The sequence below is a fragment of the Wolbachia endosymbiont of Drosophila mauritiana genome (genome assembly GCF_004795975.1).
Classification (GTDB): domain Bacteria; phylum Pseudomonadota; class Alphaproteobacteria; order Rickettsiales; family Anaplasmataceae; genus Wolbachia.
Window position 1 is genome coordinate 422,993 of record NZ_CP034335.1, and the last position, 16,518, is coordinate 439,510.

General features: G+C 33.3%; 16 protein-coding genes, 1 tRNA gene and 1 pseudogene. 7 read left to right on the forward strand and 11 right to left on the reverse strand.

Annotation, left to right across the window (positions count from 1 at the left end; translation table 11 throughout):
- Nucleotides 1-58: 58 nt before the first annotated feature.
- Both EJB00_RS02255 and EJB00_RS02260 read right to left on the reverse strand, forming a co-directional pair.
- Nucleotides 59-1,078, reverse strand: coding sequence for an IS110 family RNA-guided transposase (locus tag EJB00_RS02255; protein WP_135352712.1), 1,020 nt, complete (start codon nucleotides 1,076-1,078; stop codon nucleotides 59-61).
- Between the two features lie 226 nt (nucleotides 1,079-1,304).
- On the reverse strand, nucleotides 1,305-1,613 hold the full coding sequence (locus EJB00_RS02260; RefSeq protein WP_135352750.1) for a GIY-YIG nuclease family protein: 309 nt from the start codon (nucleotides 1,611-1,613) through the stop codon (nucleotides 1,305-1,307).
- Between the two features lie 283 nt (nucleotides 1,614-1,896).
- On the opposite strand from EJB00_RS02260, the gene EJB00_RS02265 reads away from it, so the two are divergent.
- Nucleotides 1,897-2,076 (forward strand): hypothetical protein, encoded by a 180-nt coding sequence (locus tag EJB00_RS02265; RefSeq protein WP_041581345.1) that lies wholly within the window; start codon nucleotides 1,897-1,899, stop codon nucleotides 2,074-2,076.
- 26 nt (nucleotides 2,077-2,102) lie between these two features.
- On the forward strand, nucleotides 2,103-3,533 hold the full coding sequence (locus tag EJB00_RS02270) for a hypothetical protein (protein ID WP_135352751.1): 1,431 nt from the start codon (nucleotides 2,103-2,105) through the stop codon (nucleotides 3,531-3,533).
- A 40-nt stretch (nucleotides 3,534-3,573) separates the two neighbouring features.
- Here the strand turns inward: EJB00_RS02270 and EJB00_RS02275 are convergent, their stop codons facing one another.
- From EJB00_RS02275 to EJB00_RS02315, 9 genes and pseudogenes are all read right to left on the reverse strand, one after another.
- Complete coding sequence (locus EJB00_RS02275; RefSeq protein WP_015588229.1) at nucleotides 3,574-4,815, reverse strand: citrate synthase; 1,242 nt, start codon at nucleotides 4,813-4,815, stop codon at nucleotides 3,574-3,576.
- 79 nt (nucleotides 4,816-4,894) lie between these two features.
- On the reverse strand, nucleotides 4,895-5,164 hold the full coding sequence (gene rpsT, locus EJB00_RS02280; RefSeq protein ID WP_015588228.1) for a 30S ribosomal protein S20: 270 nt from the start codon (nucleotides 5,162-5,164) through the stop codon (nucleotides 4,895-4,897).
- 43 nt (nucleotides 5,165-5,207) lie between these two features.
- Entirely contained in the window at nucleotides 5,208-5,933 is a 726-nt protein-coding gene (locus EJB00_RS02285; protein WP_135352752.1) for a lysophospholipid acyltransferase family protein, read from the reverse strand.
- A gap of 56 nt (nucleotides 5,934-5,989) precedes the next feature.
- Nucleotides 5,990-6,976 (reverse strand): site-specific tyrosine recombinase, encoded by a 987-nt coding sequence (locus EJB00_RS02290; RefSeq protein WP_015588226.1) that lies wholly within the window; start codon nucleotides 6,974-6,976, stop codon nucleotides 5,990-5,992.
- Between the two features lie 371 nt (nucleotides 6,977-7,347).
- Nucleotides 7,348-7,983, reverse strand: a complete 636-nt coding sequence (locus tag EJB00_RS02295; RefSeq protein WP_015588224.1) for a DnaA ATPase domain-containing protein — start codon at nucleotides 7,981-7,983, stop codon at nucleotides 7,348-7,350.
- Between the two features lie 18 nt (nucleotides 7,984-8,001).
- Nucleotides 8,002-8,163, reverse strand: a complete 162-nt coding sequence (locus EJB00_RS06210) for a hypothetical protein (protein ID WP_167470140.1) — start codon at nucleotides 8,161-8,163, stop codon at nucleotides 8,002-8,004.
- Nucleotides 8,160-9,707 carry a group II intron reverse transcriptase/maturase gene (gene ltrA, locus EJB00_RS02300; protein WP_135352711.1) on the reverse strand — a complete coding sequence of 516 codons (1,548 nt, stop codon included), beginning with the start codon at nucleotides 9,705-9,707 and terminating at the stop codon, nucleotides 8,160-8,162. The genes EJB00_RS06210 and ltrA overlap by 4 nt, the downstream gene beginning before the upstream one ends.
- A gap of 772 nt (nucleotides 9,708-10,479) precedes the next feature.
- A pseudogene (locus tag EJB00_RS06360) lies at nucleotides 10,480-10,821 on the reverse strand (transposase); the annotation flags it as partial.
- A 15-nt stretch (nucleotides 10,822-10,836) separates the two neighbouring features.
- Entirely contained in the window at nucleotides 10,837-12,072 is a 1,236-nt protein-coding gene (locus EJB00_RS02315; RefSeq protein WP_015588548.1) for a metallophosphoesterase family protein, read from the reverse strand.
- A 190-nt stretch (nucleotides 12,073-12,262) separates the two neighbouring features.
- Between EJB00_RS02315 and EJB00_RS02320 the strand changes: the two genes are divergently transcribed.
- From EJB00_RS02320 to EJB00_RS02340, 5 genes are all read left to right on the forward strand, one after another.
- Nucleotides 12,263-12,350: transfer RNA gene (locus tag EJB00_RS02320), tRNA-Leu, on the forward strand.
- Nucleotides 12,351-12,370: 20 nt separating this feature from the next.
- Nucleotides 12,371-13,456, forward strand: a complete 1,086-nt coding sequence (locus EJB00_RS02325) for a GTP cyclohydrolase II (protein ID WP_135352836.1) — start codon at nucleotides 12,371-12,373, stop codon at nucleotides 13,454-13,456.
- A gap of 72 nt (nucleotides 13,457-13,528) precedes the next feature.
- Nucleotides 13,529-14,209 carry a VirB8 family type IV secretion system protein gene (locus EJB00_RS02330; RefSeq protein WP_135352837.1) on the forward strand — a complete coding sequence of 227 codons (681 nt, stop codon included), beginning with the start codon at nucleotides 13,529-13,531 and terminating at the stop codon, nucleotides 14,207-14,209.
- Nucleotides 14,196-14,993 carry a P-type conjugative transfer protein VirB9 gene (virB9, locus tag EJB00_RS02335; protein WP_015588551.1) on the forward strand — a complete coding sequence of 266 codons (798 nt, stop codon included), beginning with the start codon at nucleotides 14,196-14,198 and terminating at the stop codon, nucleotides 14,991-14,993. The genes EJB00_RS02330 and virB9 overlap by 14 nt, the downstream gene beginning before the upstream one ends.
- Before the next feature lie 16 nt (nucleotides 14,994-15,009).
- Nucleotides 15,010-16,518, forward strand: coding sequence for a TrbI/VirB10 family protein (locus EJB00_RS02340; protein ID WP_015588552.1), 1,509 nt, complete (start codon nucleotides 15,010-15,012; stop codon nucleotides 16,516-16,518).

Genomic DNA, 16,518 nt, shown 5'->3' on the forward strand with positions numbered 1-16,518 from the left:
AGTTGTGTACTCAGACACTGTCATCCAGACACAATTTCATCATATAAATCTCCTATGATTATTGTCCAATAGAAATTTCAAATTTTGTAAAATCTTTAAAAACCCAGTTATTTTTAAGAGTGTAGAAAATAGTTATAAGAAATTTTCTAGCAGTAGCAGTTATAGCCTTAGCAGAACCACGCTTCTTTTTTATATGTTCATAAAAGCTTTTCAAGTAAGGACTGTAACGTACAGCAATCCAAGTACATTGAACTAAAGAAGTACGCGCTATTTTTGACCCTCGTTTGGTAATTCTTCCAATTGTACATTGCTGATTAGATTGAGAAACTCTTGGTACAACTCCAAAATATGCAGTAAGTTTCTCAGGTCTACGGAAATCATTAATGTCTCCAATTGTTACAATAAAAACAGCTGCAGAAATTGGACCTATTCCCTTTATGCTGATAAGATTGCTGAACCCAGGAAGTTGTTTAGCGAAAGCTATAATTTCCTTTTCAAGCTTTTTAAGGCTTTCTCGGATAGCTTCTAAATGATAGCTAATCACTTCAATTTCAACTTTTTCTAAAGGATCCCAATTATGCTTTTGAGTAGCACGTTCAAATCCTACTTTAGTTGTAAGTACTTCTTTTTTAATTTTTATTCCATGGTAATTAAAAAGACCATGAACTTTATTGATTAAAGATACCCGTGACTTTACTAACTGATCTCTCGTTTGAAGAAGAGAAGCTAACTGCTGGCATTGTTTGTTTTTGCACCTTGCCTCAGGCAACATATCTTTGCTGAGAAAGAAAGCAATAGCTCGTGCATCATGCTTATCTGTTTTGTTCACAGAGCGACGAACAACTTCAAACTGCCCAGGAGCAATTATTACTATGCATTTAACGTAAGGTGAAACTGCATCATAAAAGAAACAGCTATTACCTGTTGCTTCTATGGCTACTTCATCTGTTTCTTGAAGATCTTTGGTGAAATTATCCAAGTCTTTTAAGCGAAACGTTTGAATATGCTCAGGTTTCCCTTCCTGTAAGTAACAAGCAGTAAAACTATTGGTATGTAAATCAACTCCAATGTGACGCATATTTTTTCCTCCAATTGCATATTTCAATATATCAGAGTAGAATATTGCCAGTTGTTCCAAACTCCTATACGAGGTCATCACATCACATTTTGTGAGCCTCACGATGATTTTCGGTGGCAGGGGCAGTTAATCTCTCCTACGAAGTCTTCTTTCTATTCTTCATATAAGAGCAGAAAGTGCTTCAGAAAAATATCCAACCTGCCACCTAGTCCACTCTGAGAAGTTATTATCTTCTCTTGCTTACAACCAAGCAATACTTATTCATACCATCTTTCCATTCTTGATTTGTTTTTTCAATTAAGTTTATTTTCCATTTTCTCTGCCAACTTTTCAGGAGTTTTTCTCTACTAATTGCTAAATTTATGTCTTGAAATTCTTCAAAATAGACTAGTTTACAAACATTGTACTTTGACGTAAAACCAGAGATGGCTTTGCTTTTGTGTTCCCAAATTCGTTTAGTTAAATTTGATGTTATACCTATATATAGGGTTCCATTGCGTTCACTTGCAAGTATATAAATATAATAACCTTTCATATATAATAAATAAATTTACTAGATTCCAGTGTCAAGCACTGGAATGACATTGTCTTGAGTGCATAATGCACCAAAGGTTGTGTACCACAAAGGTGTCACACCAATTTTAAAAGGCTGTCATACAAGTAGCCCCTCCGTTGTTATTCCAATGTAGGTCTCTCTCTTGTCATCCCAGTCTGGAATCCAGGAGTATAAAAATGGTGAGTAAAATTTATGTAAAAAAACTGCTTGTGCTGACAATTGATTCTTAATATACTCATTGCATAATAATTTAGAGGTTGATATGCATGGCAATAATGATCCAAATAAAAAAGTACTTGATTCAGGGAGAACAAGGATTTATAAAAAAGATTTAGATCCAAAGAGAATAGATAACTTCAGCGATATGATTAAGCGTGAACAAGAACGAATGAAGCAAAATCAATCCAGTAGTAGTAAAAGTGGTCAGGGTAGCAGTAAATAATTATATTAGTTTAGGGGGGTGGCGTTATGCCTAGTACAAATCAAATAAATCGAGAATTAGTAAAAGCGTTTAATAGTGTTCTTCTTTTTGATGAGACTTTTATTACTAATCTCACTGTAGAAGAAGATCATATTGTTCTCTCATTTGATAAAAATATGAATATTGATCAGTGCAGAGAGTACTTGATTAATATGAGAGGGAGTATAGTAGAAGAGTTTTGTGGAAGTGAAAGTGCTGCCGATGATCTTTTTTATACAGACTCTTTTCCTTTTAACTTTAATCAAGGAAAATGGACTACAGATAGTAGCAAACATAGGTTTTCAGTGCCAATTGAAAAAGAAGTAGTTCGTAATCTAAAGTATTTGCTAGCTAATTCACTAGTACAGTTTACAACAAATGTTATTATGGAAAGTTACTCTGATCAAGATTATGTGGATGATAATACACGCGAGGTGAGCTTTGACAGAAAATCCTATTTATACTGTATACGCTTTAAGAATAGAGAATTACAAAATTCTCTTGTAAACTCATTTTCATCAAAGGTGAAAAGTTATAAAAATGGTCCTAAAAAAACTAAGGATTTTTTAGAAGAGAAAGGAAGTGATGTGTATATAAAGAAAGGCTTTTTTGATAATCCTCAATTCATTAAAGACGTAGTAATGGATAAGGTATCTCTGACATATCGTAATCTTGAAATGTCAAGGGACGAAAATGAAACTATTGAGATTCTGAAGTTCGCAATGGTTGATTTAATTCGTAAATCACTTCCGCACCTACCAATTGATTCTGTCTGGCATGCTTCCCATAAAGAAAATGGTGAGCTTTCAATTTTGGCTCCTATTGTTGATTGTGGTGATCATGTAAAGTTTTTGAATGAGAAAGAAGTTGATCATATTAATAATAAGGTGTTTGGTGGTACAAAAGTATTTCGTGATGTAAAAAATGATATTGCAGAAAGAGGTCTTCCAACATATGGTGCCGAACAAATATATGCAATAGATTTTGCTAACCCAGACATTGCTTACTGCGTGATGGATAAGATCACAGAGAGCTCTGTAATCAATAAGGATTATAAACTGTCCATTGATCCTGCGCGTGTGCCAGCTATGAAACCACAAACTCTTGCCCCTTCTGAAAAAGTAAGGATAGATGGACCAAGTGCAGATACAAGTGCAGACAGTGGTTTTGGTGGTTCACCTAAGAATTCAGTTATAGGTAAATCACATACTGGAAACTCAAGAAAATTACTTAGGCTCAATTACTATGATGAAGATGCACAAAGAATTAAAGATGATAATTCGGCTAAAGATAGTGGTTTTGGCGCTTCTTCAGCACGATCTTTTTCTAATCAGCCCGAACCAACACTTGACCAACCGTCTGTATCACAGTCTGGCCAATGTTCTCCAAAAAAGCGTACATCAATTAGTAAAAATCAATTTGCTCTATTTTATAGCTAAAGAAAATTAGACTATTTGAGGACGAATTGTGAATGAAAGTTTATTTGCCAAGGTATAGCTGCCTTGGCCTACAAATCTTGGTTTCTTCATCGTTTACCATTTCATACCACTGAACAACCCAACCAGTGGTTCTTGCAAGTGCAAAAATGGGTGTAAACATACTTGAAGGGATACCGATAGCATTCATTATTATACCTGAGTAAAAATCAACATTTGGATACAACTTACGTGTAATAAAATACTCATCCTTTAAAGCTATTTCTTCAAGTTTTTTTGCAATTTCAAGTAATTCATTGTTTTGCTCTAGTTTGCTTAAAATCTCATGACAAGCATCCTTTAATATAAGCGCGCGCGGATCATAGTTTTTATAAACACGATGTCCAAATCCCATTAGCTTAAATGGATCTTTATCATCTTTAGCTTTCTCAATGAATCTATATACATCTCCACTTTGCTCTATCTCTTTTAGCATATTTATAACTGCCTCATTAGCTCCACCGTGTGCTGGACCCCAAAGTGTAGCAACTCCTGCAGACAGGCTTGCAAATAGATTAGAACCAGCTGACCCTACCAATCTGACAGCTGCTGTAGAAGCATTCTGTTCATGATCAGCATGGAGAGTAAATATTTTATCCAGAGCTTTTACAAAAAGGGTATTATTAACAGCACTGCCAAATACCATATTTAAGAAATTCTCACTATAACTTAATTTATTATTAGCATTTATGAATTTCTGATTGTTGATATGTCTATAAATCATTGCAACAATTGCAGGAACTTTTGCTATTGCAGAAATTCCAAAATCTAAATCTTCACCATTGACATTGTTGCCATGCATTGCATGGTAAGACGCTGACAAATTTGCAAAACATGCAACTAAAATCGACATAGGGTGAGCAGTTTTTGGAAATGCTTTGATTACATTTGTAACTTGCTCTGATACTTTGGATGATTCTTGTATTTTGAGAAGAAATTTTTTGTGTTGCTCTGAACTGGGTAATTCACCATAGAGCAATAAATAAATCACAGCAGTAAAATTATTATTCTCTGCCAAATCAGCTATATTATGTCCCCTATATTTAAGAACTCCTTCATCTCCATCAATGAATGTAATTGTGGAAGGGCATGAAGCTGTAGAAACAAATCCTGGATCGTAAGTGAATAATCCTGTCTTCTTATATAAATCCTTGATATTTAACACGCCAGGACCTATTGTTCCACTTAATACGGGCAGATCAATTTTTGACCCATTACTTAGTTCCAATAATGCTTTTTTATCCATCACTTGAGCTACTTAATTTTATACAGAATATACAAATTGAAGAGTATACATTAATCCGGTTAACCTTACATTAACCATATTATGCTGTCATCAATGCTTTTACTCTTGCATTTAAGCGACTTATTTTACGCGCAGCAGTATTCCTATGAATGACACCTTTATTTACACATTTGTGTAAATTGGATTCAGCATTCCGAAATGCCAAGACAACATTCTCTTTATCACCAGACTTGATTATATCAACTAATCTTCTAATAGCAGTACGAGTTTTGCTTTTTCGCATCTTATTTACTAAAGTACGCTTTGCTATTACCTTCATCATTTTTTTAGCACTCTTATGATTTGCCATATATTAATACCTGTACTTTTCTTTTAATTATAAAGTTTTTTTGTTAATTTGCAATATCAGTTTTTTCTGCAATTAATCTACTACTTCTTTCTTCAATTATTTTTTCTAAACTTTGCAAGAATTCATTTTTGTTTAACCCAGGATATATGGGAGGTAATATTTCTATTACCGCCTTTCCGGGATTCTTTCTCAGAGAAAGTATGCTTTTTGGCCAAAACAAACCAGTGTTTAAAGCAATCGGTAACACAGGAACAGATAATACGCTATATAAAGCAGCAATACCCGATTGATATTTTATATTTTGGTTTATAGTTGTTCTTGTACCTTCAGGAAATATTATTATGCCTCTATTTTCTTTTATACACACTTTTGCTAATTTCATGATATGACGCACAGAACTAATACCATCTGAGCGGTTAATAAAAATCATTTTTAATGCCATGAGATGCAAACCAATGAATGGAATCCATTTCAATTCACGTTTTAAAATAAAAACTGCTTTTCTAAAGAGTAGTATAAAAATAAATGTTTCAAATGGAGATTGGTGTTTAGATGCAATTATAAAAGGTTGCTTAGGAATGTTTTCCATTCCCCTCACTTCATATTTAATGCCACATAATAAACGCAACATGAATAATACAACTCTCACCGAGCAAACAAGGAAAATGGTTATTACACACTCAGGAAAGCAAATTACAGGGAGAGTAATTAAAGTATAGAATACTTCCCATAATATAAAGAGTAAATTAAACAATAAACTTGCAATCACAAACACACGTAAACTTATTTGAATTTAACTTTACTACAAAACTAAAAGCAATAAGTTTAATTATTGATCATCTGAGTAATAGGATGAGAATCAGCTAATTTGTCCTTTAACTTTTCGTTAGCAATATGAGTATATATTTGTGTTGTAGAAAGATTAGTATGGCCAAGAATTTTTTGTATCAGCACAATATTTGCTCCGCTATTCAGTAGATGGGTAGCAAGAGAATGCCTAATCACATGTGGAGAGATTTTATTTTCATCAATATCGCACTTTCTTGCTAATTCCTTTATTAATTGACCAACTCTTTGCCTTGTAATTGGTTTATTAGGTTTATCACCTGGGAATAGCCAATCAGATTTTTTGTTCTTAGGAAGCAGATTGTCACGAATTGATAAATAATTTTTAAGACTTTGCAATGCTTGTTGATTAAAAAAGATTTGCCTTTCTCTGCCACTTTTTCCCTTTATTATTATGTAGCCTTCCTTACCATTACTGTTTACTAAATGTGATACTTCACATAACTTCATATTGATTAGTTCAGAAACACGCATCCCGGAAGAGTAAAGAATATCTAAAATTGCACATAGCCTTTTACTGCTTATCTCTTTATTCGATCCGCTTGCTGATTTTTTTACTGTTTCCATGAGCAAAAATATTTCTTGAACACTTAAATACTTAGGCAAAGGACGGGAAACTTTTGGATTTCTTAATTCATTATCATTAGCCGGTGCTGGATTAAAATCTATTATTCCATCATTGAATAGGCACTTATAGAAATTTTTGATAGCAGATATTTTTCTTGATATAGAGCTAGTTTTATATTTCTTTTGTGTACGTAAAAAGTTTACATAATCTTTAATATTAGCTTTACTTGCACCAACTAAGGTAGTGCCTCCTTCTAATAAAAATTTTTCAAGTTGGTGTAAATCTGAACGATAACTTTCCAAAGTATTTTGTGTAGAGGATTTTTCGGAAACCAAAGTATCTATGTAATACGTTATGTAAAGATCCTCTTTTTTATTTTGTGGTTGTTTATTTTTCATTATCAGCTCCTATATTTATTTCTTTGACTATAATTTGATTGAAAGTATTTTTTGTGTTTTTTATAAGAAAATATGAGATAAATAAAACATTTATCAATAAAGTAAATACTACAAACCTTTGTTTTAACCTTTTCTTTAAATTTGATCTTATTTTTACCATGTTTCAATTATAACATCAAATCTATAAAAAACATCCTGTAAAGTAAGTTTTACTATCATATAAAATATCCCTTAGCTATGTCTGTTTATGCTTATTACATCATAGTATTTATTGTAATTTTAACATAAAGAGATAGTGATTTCAACTTCATTATTGTATGGGTATTAATAAATCTTTAATATATATAACAAATGTCTTGCAGCAGAAGGAATCACTTGGGACTTTTTTTTAATAAAGTGTTAATAAAGGGAATGGTTACATTTGATCCTATGGATTCACTATCTATTTTTTCTATAATTTTATTAATGCTGTGGAAAGAACGTTCTATTCTTGCTAGAATATAATTAATCACTTTTAAATCAATTTTTAACTGTTTATCTGAAAATCGTTTTATTAGCATAATTCTTAATAATTCCTCACTTGCAGGCAAAATTTTTACGCTGGTAGTTGACAATATTCGGGAGCTTAAATCTCTTAGTTTGAAGTTAAGCTTTTTTGGTGAAATTGAAGAAGTGATTAGCAGTCTCTTATCATTTTCTTTCATATAATTATAACAATGTAACAACATTTCCTCATCTTTAATGTTTTGTACATCCTCTAAAATAAACGCATCGCTATACCTAATTTCGCTTACAAAATTATTCACATTGATAAAAATTGCATTGTTTATTGATTGCCAAATATGAGCAAGGTGAGTTTTTCCAGAGCTGTTAGGTCCAAAAAGAATCAGGCATTTCCAAGATAAATCGTTAACTATTGAGTTATATACGTGCTTATTTTCGTCTAAGGTGATATAGTTTTGCCAGCAATAATCAACTTGATTATTGCTAAATAAATTTAATTGCACGTAAAGCCTCTGACACTTCTACTTTTTGATAATAATTTTTGCATAAGAATTTACTTGGTCAGGTAAGGAAGCAGTATTACTACTACCCCCTCCCTTAGAAACGCAGCATGCAGGTTTCCCCACACTACGCTTGAGCCCCTTATCTAAGTTCTTCTTTTCTAGAACCGGCTTGTCCTTCATGATTCCTCAGGAAACATCATTCTTAATGGTGACACCAACAGTAGAGAACCTTCTCTTGAGAAAGAGCTTGCTAACATTCTTGTTCGTTTCACTCTCTCATCAAAATACTTTTTCCATTTTAAGTCAAGGGGATTTGCATCCGCTCTGATTTTAACATGTCGTCTGATAGGTATATCAATCAGCTTAAGCAGTCTTAAATACCGTATCTCTTTTGGTTTGTTCTTGCATATGGGTGCAGCAAAGACCCATTGGCGTTGACCCATTACTTTGAAGTAACGATTCTTTATCCAACGTAATCCTTTACGAGGATGTCTTTTTTTTGCCCATTTCCATAAACTATGCCAAATTTCATTGTCGATCTTTCTAAACGCTTTTTTAGCACACACATGGTGATAGTAATTTCCCCATCCTCTCAGTAGAGAGTTGAGTGACTTAATTACTATAGCCTGAGTGTTCGCTATATTTGCTTTTATCAATGTACGTGCTTTATTAAGAAGTCTTTTAATACTTTCTTTCGAAGGTTTAATAATTAACTTCTTATTATATCTACGTACATTACAACCAAGAAAGTCAAACCCTGTTGTGATAGATGTAATCTTTGTCTTCTCTTCTGAAAGAATTAAACCTTGCTCATGAAGAAAAGATGATACTAAAGGCTTAACTTCATTTTCCAGTACTTCATGTGTGAAACCTGAAATAATAAAGTCGTCTGCGTATCTGATTACGTTCACTCCACTTCTGATTTTGTTTCTTCTTCTACTGCCGAGTTTACCAAATCGACTTTCCAATAACTTTTCAAGTCCGTTTAAGGCTAAATTGGCTAGTATTGGAGAAATTATACCACCTTGCGGGGTACCTGCAGTTGTGGGATACAGAGTTTTCGATTCTAGGAAGCCAGCTTTTAACCAACTATGCAGAATTTTCTTCTCCATAGGAATATGCTTCATAAGCCATTCATGATTAATGTTGTCAAAGCATCCTTTGATATCACCTTCAAGTATCCATTGTAGTTGATTACGACTTGCCAGTAACAAATGACAAGCTACTGTAGCATCTGCACAGGATCTTTTAGGCCTAAAGCCATAGGAGTGACGATCACTGATTGTTTCAGCTATCGGTTCCAGAGCAAACAGATATAATGCTTGCATGGCTCTATCTTTTATCGATGGTATTCCAAGAGGTCTTCTTTTGCCATTAGATTTACTGATATAAATCCGTTTTAGCGGAGAAGGTTTATATCCTCTTTGCTTTAACTGCTTTATTCCTTGAAATTTAGCATTGCAAGTTGACCATAATTGACGATCTACACCCGCTGTGTTTTTTCCTTGGTTTTCAGTTACTCTCTTAACAGCCAAAGCTTTTCCGCTAAAAGAGCGTGTGAGAAGATGTTGTAAAGCTTTTACCTTACCCCATCTTCCTTTTTGGACAGCCTTAACAATACGTCTTTGTAGCCTCACAATAACTTTCTGGCATTTCTTCCATGGCAACTGCTTCCATGCTTCAAAGCTTTCGGTAGATGCACTTACAGGTTTACTTGTAATCATCTGCTTTCCTACCTTAAGTGGTTAACAAAGTTTCTTGTCACGAGGGAACAAACGGAAGTCTGCTCGTTCACGCGAATTAATGTTACAAATTCTATCCATTTCGTTACAAAATGGCATTCGCTTTCTCCATTCTCCTTTACCTGCACTTCCATCAGCATTCCTTGCGGTTTGCTTGCCATGTAGGCGAAAATACAGGCTTACCCTGTTCCTTCTGTCATACAACAGTGGGTTAGGTGACTTCTCTATACCGGTGGAGTTATTATTTGCGTACATCTAGAAATGAGAAATGTAACTTATCCACATTACCTTTTTGGTTAGAGCTTATCAGCATCTTTAGCTCCTTCATAATTACGATACTTTGAAGTTTCACTTACGTTCACCATACCACTAGCCTAGCTCTCCAACCACATGATGCTTGTAGTTTATGCTCCTCTCACGATTGAGCATCTTCTTTTTCAAGAGGAGGTTCATTGTCCGCATCGCTTGGCACCAACCGGTTGCCCGATTCGCACTGATGCGTAGACTCAGATGGCAAAACATCTGGTTTAATAAGTTTTAGAATCCTTTCAGTTTCTTTCTGGAGGAATTCCTCTCCTTTTAAACAATATGACCGAAGACTTTCAGGTCGCACCATTTCTTTATTAATTGATAGCCTTTCAAGCCGCTAAAACTGATTGCATTCGCCTAGTTATAAAAAATGTCTGTACTAAAACATGCTCATATATAGCTCTTTTTCTAATAGTTAGAATAGCTGGATATTCTTTCTGGCTCAATTTTTTATAACAAACCAATGGTTTGATTAAAATCAGGAGAATATGGAGGCAGATATGTAACTTCAGCACTGACACTTTTAACAAATCAACTTATTTTTCTATGAAAAGTTGCATTATCCAAAATCACCCAGCAAAAAGTTTGAACTAGCTATTAAAAACGTCTGTATCGCAGTAGCCTTCAAAAATCATAGGCGCCATAATTTTTCCCTTATTCAAAGCTGCAATCATACTAATACGCTGACTTTTGTGTTATCAATTCCAGATTAGTCGATATATACAAGAATTTCAGTGTTTTTTGTTGCTATGAGTTTTTTAAGCTCAGCACGTTTTTTCTGCGTCCTTAAATAGTCCTAATTTTAATTTGTTTTAAGTTTAAAGTCTTTCGTTAGGTTTGCAGAATACATTTCCTTATTATCTTGGTTATAGAAAGTAAATTTGTGATCGTCTAAACCTAATATTGCAAAGCCAAAGCCGAAAAAGTTTCTAACTTCGTGTGCTAAGTAATTTCTACTATTTGGATAGTTAAATTCTACGTTTTGATAAACAGGTTCTTGATCTTGAGCGTGTAATAATGCACCGCCGTTTCCAACTATAATCTGATCTGGAACATTATCCATTAATAAAATCTGGGCTATATGAATGTGGCCAGAAACTATGGTAGTAACATTGCTTGGAAATTTATCTCCAAAAGCTTCAATTTGTGTAAGATTACCATGGCTTTTTAATGTCAAAAATTCTTTTTTTGGAGATCTCCAAAGTGGTTTATGAGTCAAAAACCACGTGGGCTTATCTTGTATCAATTTATCAAACTGCCTCTCAAAAGCATCAACTGTGCTTTGGGTTGTAAAAACTTCCTCACCGGATGAAGAGTCGAAGATAAAAAACTTCATCGGCCCAGTATCTAAGAACCAACTGGAAATAAGATCTTCACATTTTTGAGGGAAAAAGGGGTATGAATCTAAATATCTGAACCATCCTTCATAAGCTCTATTACAACTCTCATGATTTCCACGAACAAAAAGAAAAGGAGATTGTGTTAAAATATCTTTTGCAGGCTCAAACCAATCAGCGTACCAAGCTTCTTTGCTATATCCATAAATATCGCCGCACTTTTTTGTGTTTCTACATTTTGTTTGTCTATAATGATAATCACCAACATGGATAATTAAATCTGGTTTATGAAAAGCGATTGAATCTAAATTTTTTTTCAAAGGCCAGCTATCTACAGAATTACATTCTTGCTGAAATAACATATTTATTCTACATCCTGTATCGCCAATGAAGGCAATTTTGCTGATCTTTTTCGCTAATACGGGAACTTTTATATTGTCAATACTAATGTTTTGAGCATTTGTTTCTACTATCAGTTCACAAACTGTTTCGGTATTGTTAATTGAGCTGCGACTTAGCATTTCTACTTCCTTATTATCGACGTAAGCAATGGGACACATGTTATTGTCTATAATCGCACGTATGCTTAATTTATTTTCTGGAATGATTTGAGACCATGTGTACAATATTTGTACATGAGTGGAGTGAAAGCTAATTGCAAGAGATAGAATTAAAAAAATGAAGATATTAGCTACTTTCATTTGTATAAAGACCTAAATTAAGAATTAGTATTAAGATTATCTTAAATGATTAAAGTTTGTAACCATAAAATTCATAGTTAAATTATACAGGCATTTCCTAAATTATCCTAGTATCAGATTGACACTTTAGATGAAAAATCCTAAAATGATTAAGTAATTTAAAGTAATTATATAGAAACTAGAATAAAGTGCGGTCGTGGTGGAATTGGTAGACACGCAGCGTTGAGGTCGCTGTGGCTCACAAAGCCTTGGAAGTTCAAGTCTTCTCGACCGCACCAAGTTGTTTGGTGTAGGTGAAATGTTTATAGGAAATCAAAGTAGAAATAAAGTAGAAAGGGCCATCAGTGAAGTCAGGCGTGGTCTTCCAATTTTAATATATGATGATGAAAATAACTATCTATTGCTTGCTGCTGCTGAAACTTTAGAAAAAAATTTATTTAGTCAATATAAGCTTATATCAGGTAATGTGTATGTTACTGTGACTGCAAGTAAGGTAAAATACATATGTCAGAGTAAAGAACATAGTAGCAAACGTCTATTGATAAGCAATTTTGATGAACTGCTCCATTTAATAAATTGTTCAAAGGAAGATAGCATAAAAGAATTGCAATGCTCAAAGACAATAGATGCGTATGCTGTTGCCTTGCTTAAGTTCTCAGAGTTATTGCCATACGCATTAGTGGCTGATATGACGTTTGAGAATAAACATGAAATGCAAAATTGGTGTGAAGAAAATGACATTATTGCACTAAATACGTTACTTGTGAATGATTTTCAACGAAATCATAGTGTGTATGAAGTTTGCAAAACATCATTATTTTTAAAGCAGACTCAAGAAGTAGATATCATATCTTATAGAACTAAAAGTGGCGGAAGAGAACATTATGCAATTATCATTGGCAATCCAGATAAAGATAATGAGCCATTAGTGAGAATTCATTCTTCATGCTATACAGGAGACTTATTAGACAGCTTATCATGTGATTGCAGAAGCCAGTTACATCAAGCGATTCAAATAATGACCGACTTTGGGAATGGCATTATATTATACTTGATGCAAGATGGGAGAGGCATTGGTTTAACTAATAAGTTAAGAGCATACAGTATGCAAAGAAAATATAATCTTGATACTGTTGATGCAAATAGAGTATTGGGTTTTGAAGATGATGAAAGGAGCTTTGCTGTTGCAGCTAAAATACTTAAGAAATTGAACATTAAAAAAATACAATTACTTACAAACAATGGTAGAAAGTTATCAGAGTTGAAAAATAACGGTATAGAAGTTACAAAGTGTATACCACTTATTATGGAACGCAATGAATATAATGATTCATATATGGAAACAAAATTTGGCAAGTTAGGCCATGGATTAAGGGTTTGTTAGCTTTTTTGTTATAACTACTTTGTTAGCTTGCTATGTTAATTAATATAAGTTAAGATTTTTAAGAATATTGAGATGCTGAAATTTTTAAAACAAGAAAAAAGTAATGAGTCATTGGATAAGGATATAAATTGGAATTCAAGTCGCTATAGCACAGTTGTTGCTCAGAGAAATACTTTACTTTTATTTATATTAATATTACTAGTTGCAATTTCTATAAGCATATTAGCTATATTTAAAATTAGCACAAGTAGCACTATTGAGCCATTCGTTATAGAAATTGACAAAAAGTCAGGAATAGTGCAATTGGTTGATCCTGTTACAGTAAAACAATATTCTGCAAATGAAACGCTGAACGATTATTTTATTTCAGAGTATATAAAAGCAAGGGAGGTTTTTGACCCATATAATTATAATTATAATTATTATACAAAAGTAAGGTTATTTTCTTCTCCTAGTGTATATAGTGAATTTAGCAATTATATAAAATCGCAGAATATGAATGACCTTTTTAATTTATATTCAGATGCTAAAGGTGAGTTGAAAATTCGTTCAATTCAAAAATTAGGTAACGATGCTCTTCAAGTGAGATTTTCTATAGAATTTACACGAAAAGATGGAAATTCCTCAAGGAAAAATAAGATAGTTGTGATGTCGTATAAATATGCATCGCTTGAAATGAATGATCAGCAAAGATATATTAACCCGTTAGGGTTTCAAGTTATTTCATATAGAGTAGATGATGAATATGTGTAGGATATTGTTAGTTTTAGCTTTACTAATAAGTGGCAACTTAAATGCATCTATTAATAATAAACCTATTTCTGTAGATAGTAGAATAAAGACTTTTGTATATAGCCCTAATGAGGTGTTTACAGTAATTTTTAGTCAAGGTTACTATTCTTATATTGAGTTTGCAGAAGGGGAAAAAGTCAAAAATATTGCTGTTGGTGATGCATCAAGTTGGAAAATTAATCCTTATGATAATAAACTGCTTGTCATGCCATTTGAAGTCAGTAGTCGCACTAACATGATTATTACGACAACTAAAAAGAGAAATTACATTTTTGATCTAATTTCAAGACCAAATTACGATAAATACCCAGATGCTGATGCTAAAAAAGTGGATCATGATTATTCCGTTGAAAAGGATATATCTTACGTAATACGTTTTTATTATCCTCAAGAAGAAGATGAATTTGATGTTGATTTAGATGAGGTTTCTTTACCTACTCAAATGCAATACATTACAGAAAAGCCAGAAAAAGTAATACAAGAAAATAATACGAGGTACAACTATACATATATTGATGAAGGTGGTAACGTAGATATAGTTCCAATTGAGTTATTCGATGATGGTTATTTAACCTATTTAAAGTTTAGAAATAGTAATAAAATTCCTCAGGTTTTTATAGAAGAGAATGATAAACCCTGTAAAAGGCTGTTATTTGATGATTATGTTGTAATAAAAGGAGTACATAAAAAGCTATTAATGCGTTATGAAGGTAGTGAAGTTGAAGTTATAAATAGGTCACTTTAGTTGTGGTACATATAATATGAGTAAAGAAAGGCATAATAGTGTAGAAGATGAATCAGAGATAGAAAGCAAGGTAGTAACAGTTGGCTCTAATCAAGGTTATAAGGCATTGATGATAGTTATGGTAGCGCTCTTAGTTGGTGGAGTGTACTATCTTTATTTTAGTCCTTCTAATAAAGAGGGTCCAGAGATTGTTAAAAAAGAGGAAACAAAGCAAAACATTCAAGAATTGAAAGGAAAGTTAGAACAAGTTCCAGATAATGCAATAGTTTCCGAAAGAATAGTAACTGATCTCTTGCCACCCTTACCTCCTCTTCCTATTCCACAAGTCATACCAGAAGTAAAACAAATCAAAAAAGAGGAAGTGACAAAAAAAGAAGAGCAACTAAAAGAAACTCCCTTGTCAAATATACCTGTTCTACCAAAGCAAAATTTTCCTTCTGGTAATGTTATTAGCAATTTGCCTACTTCATTTCCTACAATAGGAAGCGGAGGTTATCCTAAAGAAAGGCGTAGTGCACAAATGTTAGCAATTTCAGGTAGTAGCGGGAAAGATAAAGCTGCAGATGCTGTTTTATCCAATACCTCAGCACAGTCGAGCAAAGCTACCAAAGCTGGAAAGCTTGGTTTAATGATTATTCAAGGTAAAGTTATTGACGCTATTCTTGAAACTGCAATAAGTTCTGACTTACAAGGAATGCTCCGTGCTATTGTTAGTAGAGACGTTTATGCAGAAACTGGTGATACAATTTTAATACCAAAAGGCTCAAGGTTAATAGGTGATTATTCATTCGACTCAAATGTTGTAAAAGCCCGAGTGAACATAAATTGGAATAGGATCACTCTTCCTCATGGTATAGATGTTGCTATTTCATCATCTGGTACCGATGAGCTTGGAAGGGCAGGGATAGCTGGAATAGTTGATAATAAAATAGTAAGTGCATTATTCTCTTCAGTGGCACTTGCTGGTGTTTCGATTGGTTCAGCTGTTGTAGGACAAAAAGCCTCTAATTTTATCGATGCGCTAACTGCCATGGATGCAGTGAAGTCTATTACTGCAACTGAAATAGATATTTTCTCTTTCAAAGAAGTTATTGTAAGTGGATTGGGGGAAGGTGATATTAAAACAGCAATTAAAGCCGTTAAAAAAGAAGAATGGAAATTAGGTTCTAGAGCTATTAGTAGAATTCAAAATGCTTCTAGCGAGCAAAATTTATTTGAGATCATGAAAGAAGAGGTCGCGAAGGTTCTAAGCACAGCACTTGCAGGTCAAAAAGTTACTGAAGAGGATATCCCTATTACTTTAGAAGATGTGAAGGCATTATTAAAGCAAATTCAGAAAAATAGTAAGTCTGTTTATGAAAGCGCAATTGAAAAATCAATTAATGATTTTTCCAAAGACATGCGAGATATAGTTGATAGGAGTGTAGATAAAAAACCAACTATTTATGTTAATCAAGGAACTGCATTGAAAGTATTTGTTAACCAAGATATAGTATTTCCTCCACAGTCAATATTAAATAACTGA

Excerpts from the sequence above, each read along its gene's own strand:
- rpsT (WP_015588228.1), bottom strand. The coding sequence starts at position 5,164 with ATGGCAAATCATAAGAGTGCTAAAAAAATGATGAAGGTAATAGCAAAG.
- virB9 (WP_015588551.1), top strand. The coding sequence starts at position 14,196 with ATGAATATGTGTAGGATATTGTTAGTTTTAGCTTTACTAATAAGTGGC.
- EJB00_RS02255 (WP_135352712.1), bottom strand. The coding sequence starts at position 1,078 with ATGCGTCACATTGGAGTTGATTTACATACCAATAGTTTTACTGCTTGT.
- EJB00_RS02330 (WP_135352837.1), top strand. The coding sequence starts at position 13,529 with ATGCTGAAATTTTTAAAACAAGAAAAAAGTAATGAGTCATTGGATAAG.
- EJB00_RS02325 (WP_135352836.1), top strand. The coding sequence starts at position 12,371 with ATGTTTATAGGAAATCAAAGTAGAAATAAAGTAGAAAGGGCCATCAGT.
- EJB00_RS02265 (WP_041581345.1), top strand. The coding sequence starts at position 1,897 with ATGCATGGCAATAATGATCCAAATAAAAAAGTACTTGATTCAGGGAGA.
- EJB00_RS02275 (WP_015588229.1), bottom strand. The coding sequence starts at position 4,815 with ATGGATAAAAAAGCATTATTGGAACTAAGTAATGGGTCAAAAATTGAT.
- EJB00_RS02290 (WP_015588226.1), bottom strand. The coding sequence starts at position 6,976 with ATGAAAAATAAACAACCACAAAATAAAAAAGAGGATCTTTACATAACG.
- EJB00_RS06210 (WP_167470140.1), bottom strand. The coding sequence starts at position 8,163 with ATGAAGGACAAGCCGGTTCTAGAAAAGAAGAACTTAGATAAGGGGCTC.
- EJB00_RS02340 (WP_015588552.1), top strand. The coding sequence starts at position 15,010 with ATGAGTAAAGAAAGGCATAATAGTGTAGAAGATGAATCAGAGATAGAA.
- EJB00_RS02260 (WP_135352750.1), bottom strand. The coding sequence starts at position 1,613 with ATGAAAGGTTATTATATTTATATACTTGCAAGTGAACGCAATGGAACC.
- EJB00_RS02315 (WP_015588548.1), bottom strand. The coding sequence starts at position 12,072 with ATGAAAGTAGCTAATATCTTCATTTTTTTAATTCTATCTCTTGCAATT.
- ltrA (WP_135352711.1), bottom strand. The coding sequence starts at position 9,707 with ATGATTACAAGTAAACCTGTAAGTGCATCTACCGAAAGCTTTGAAGCA.
- EJB00_RS02270 (WP_135352751.1), top strand. The coding sequence starts at position 2,103 with ATGCCTAGTACAAATCAAATAAATCGAGAATTAGTAAAAGCGTTTAAT.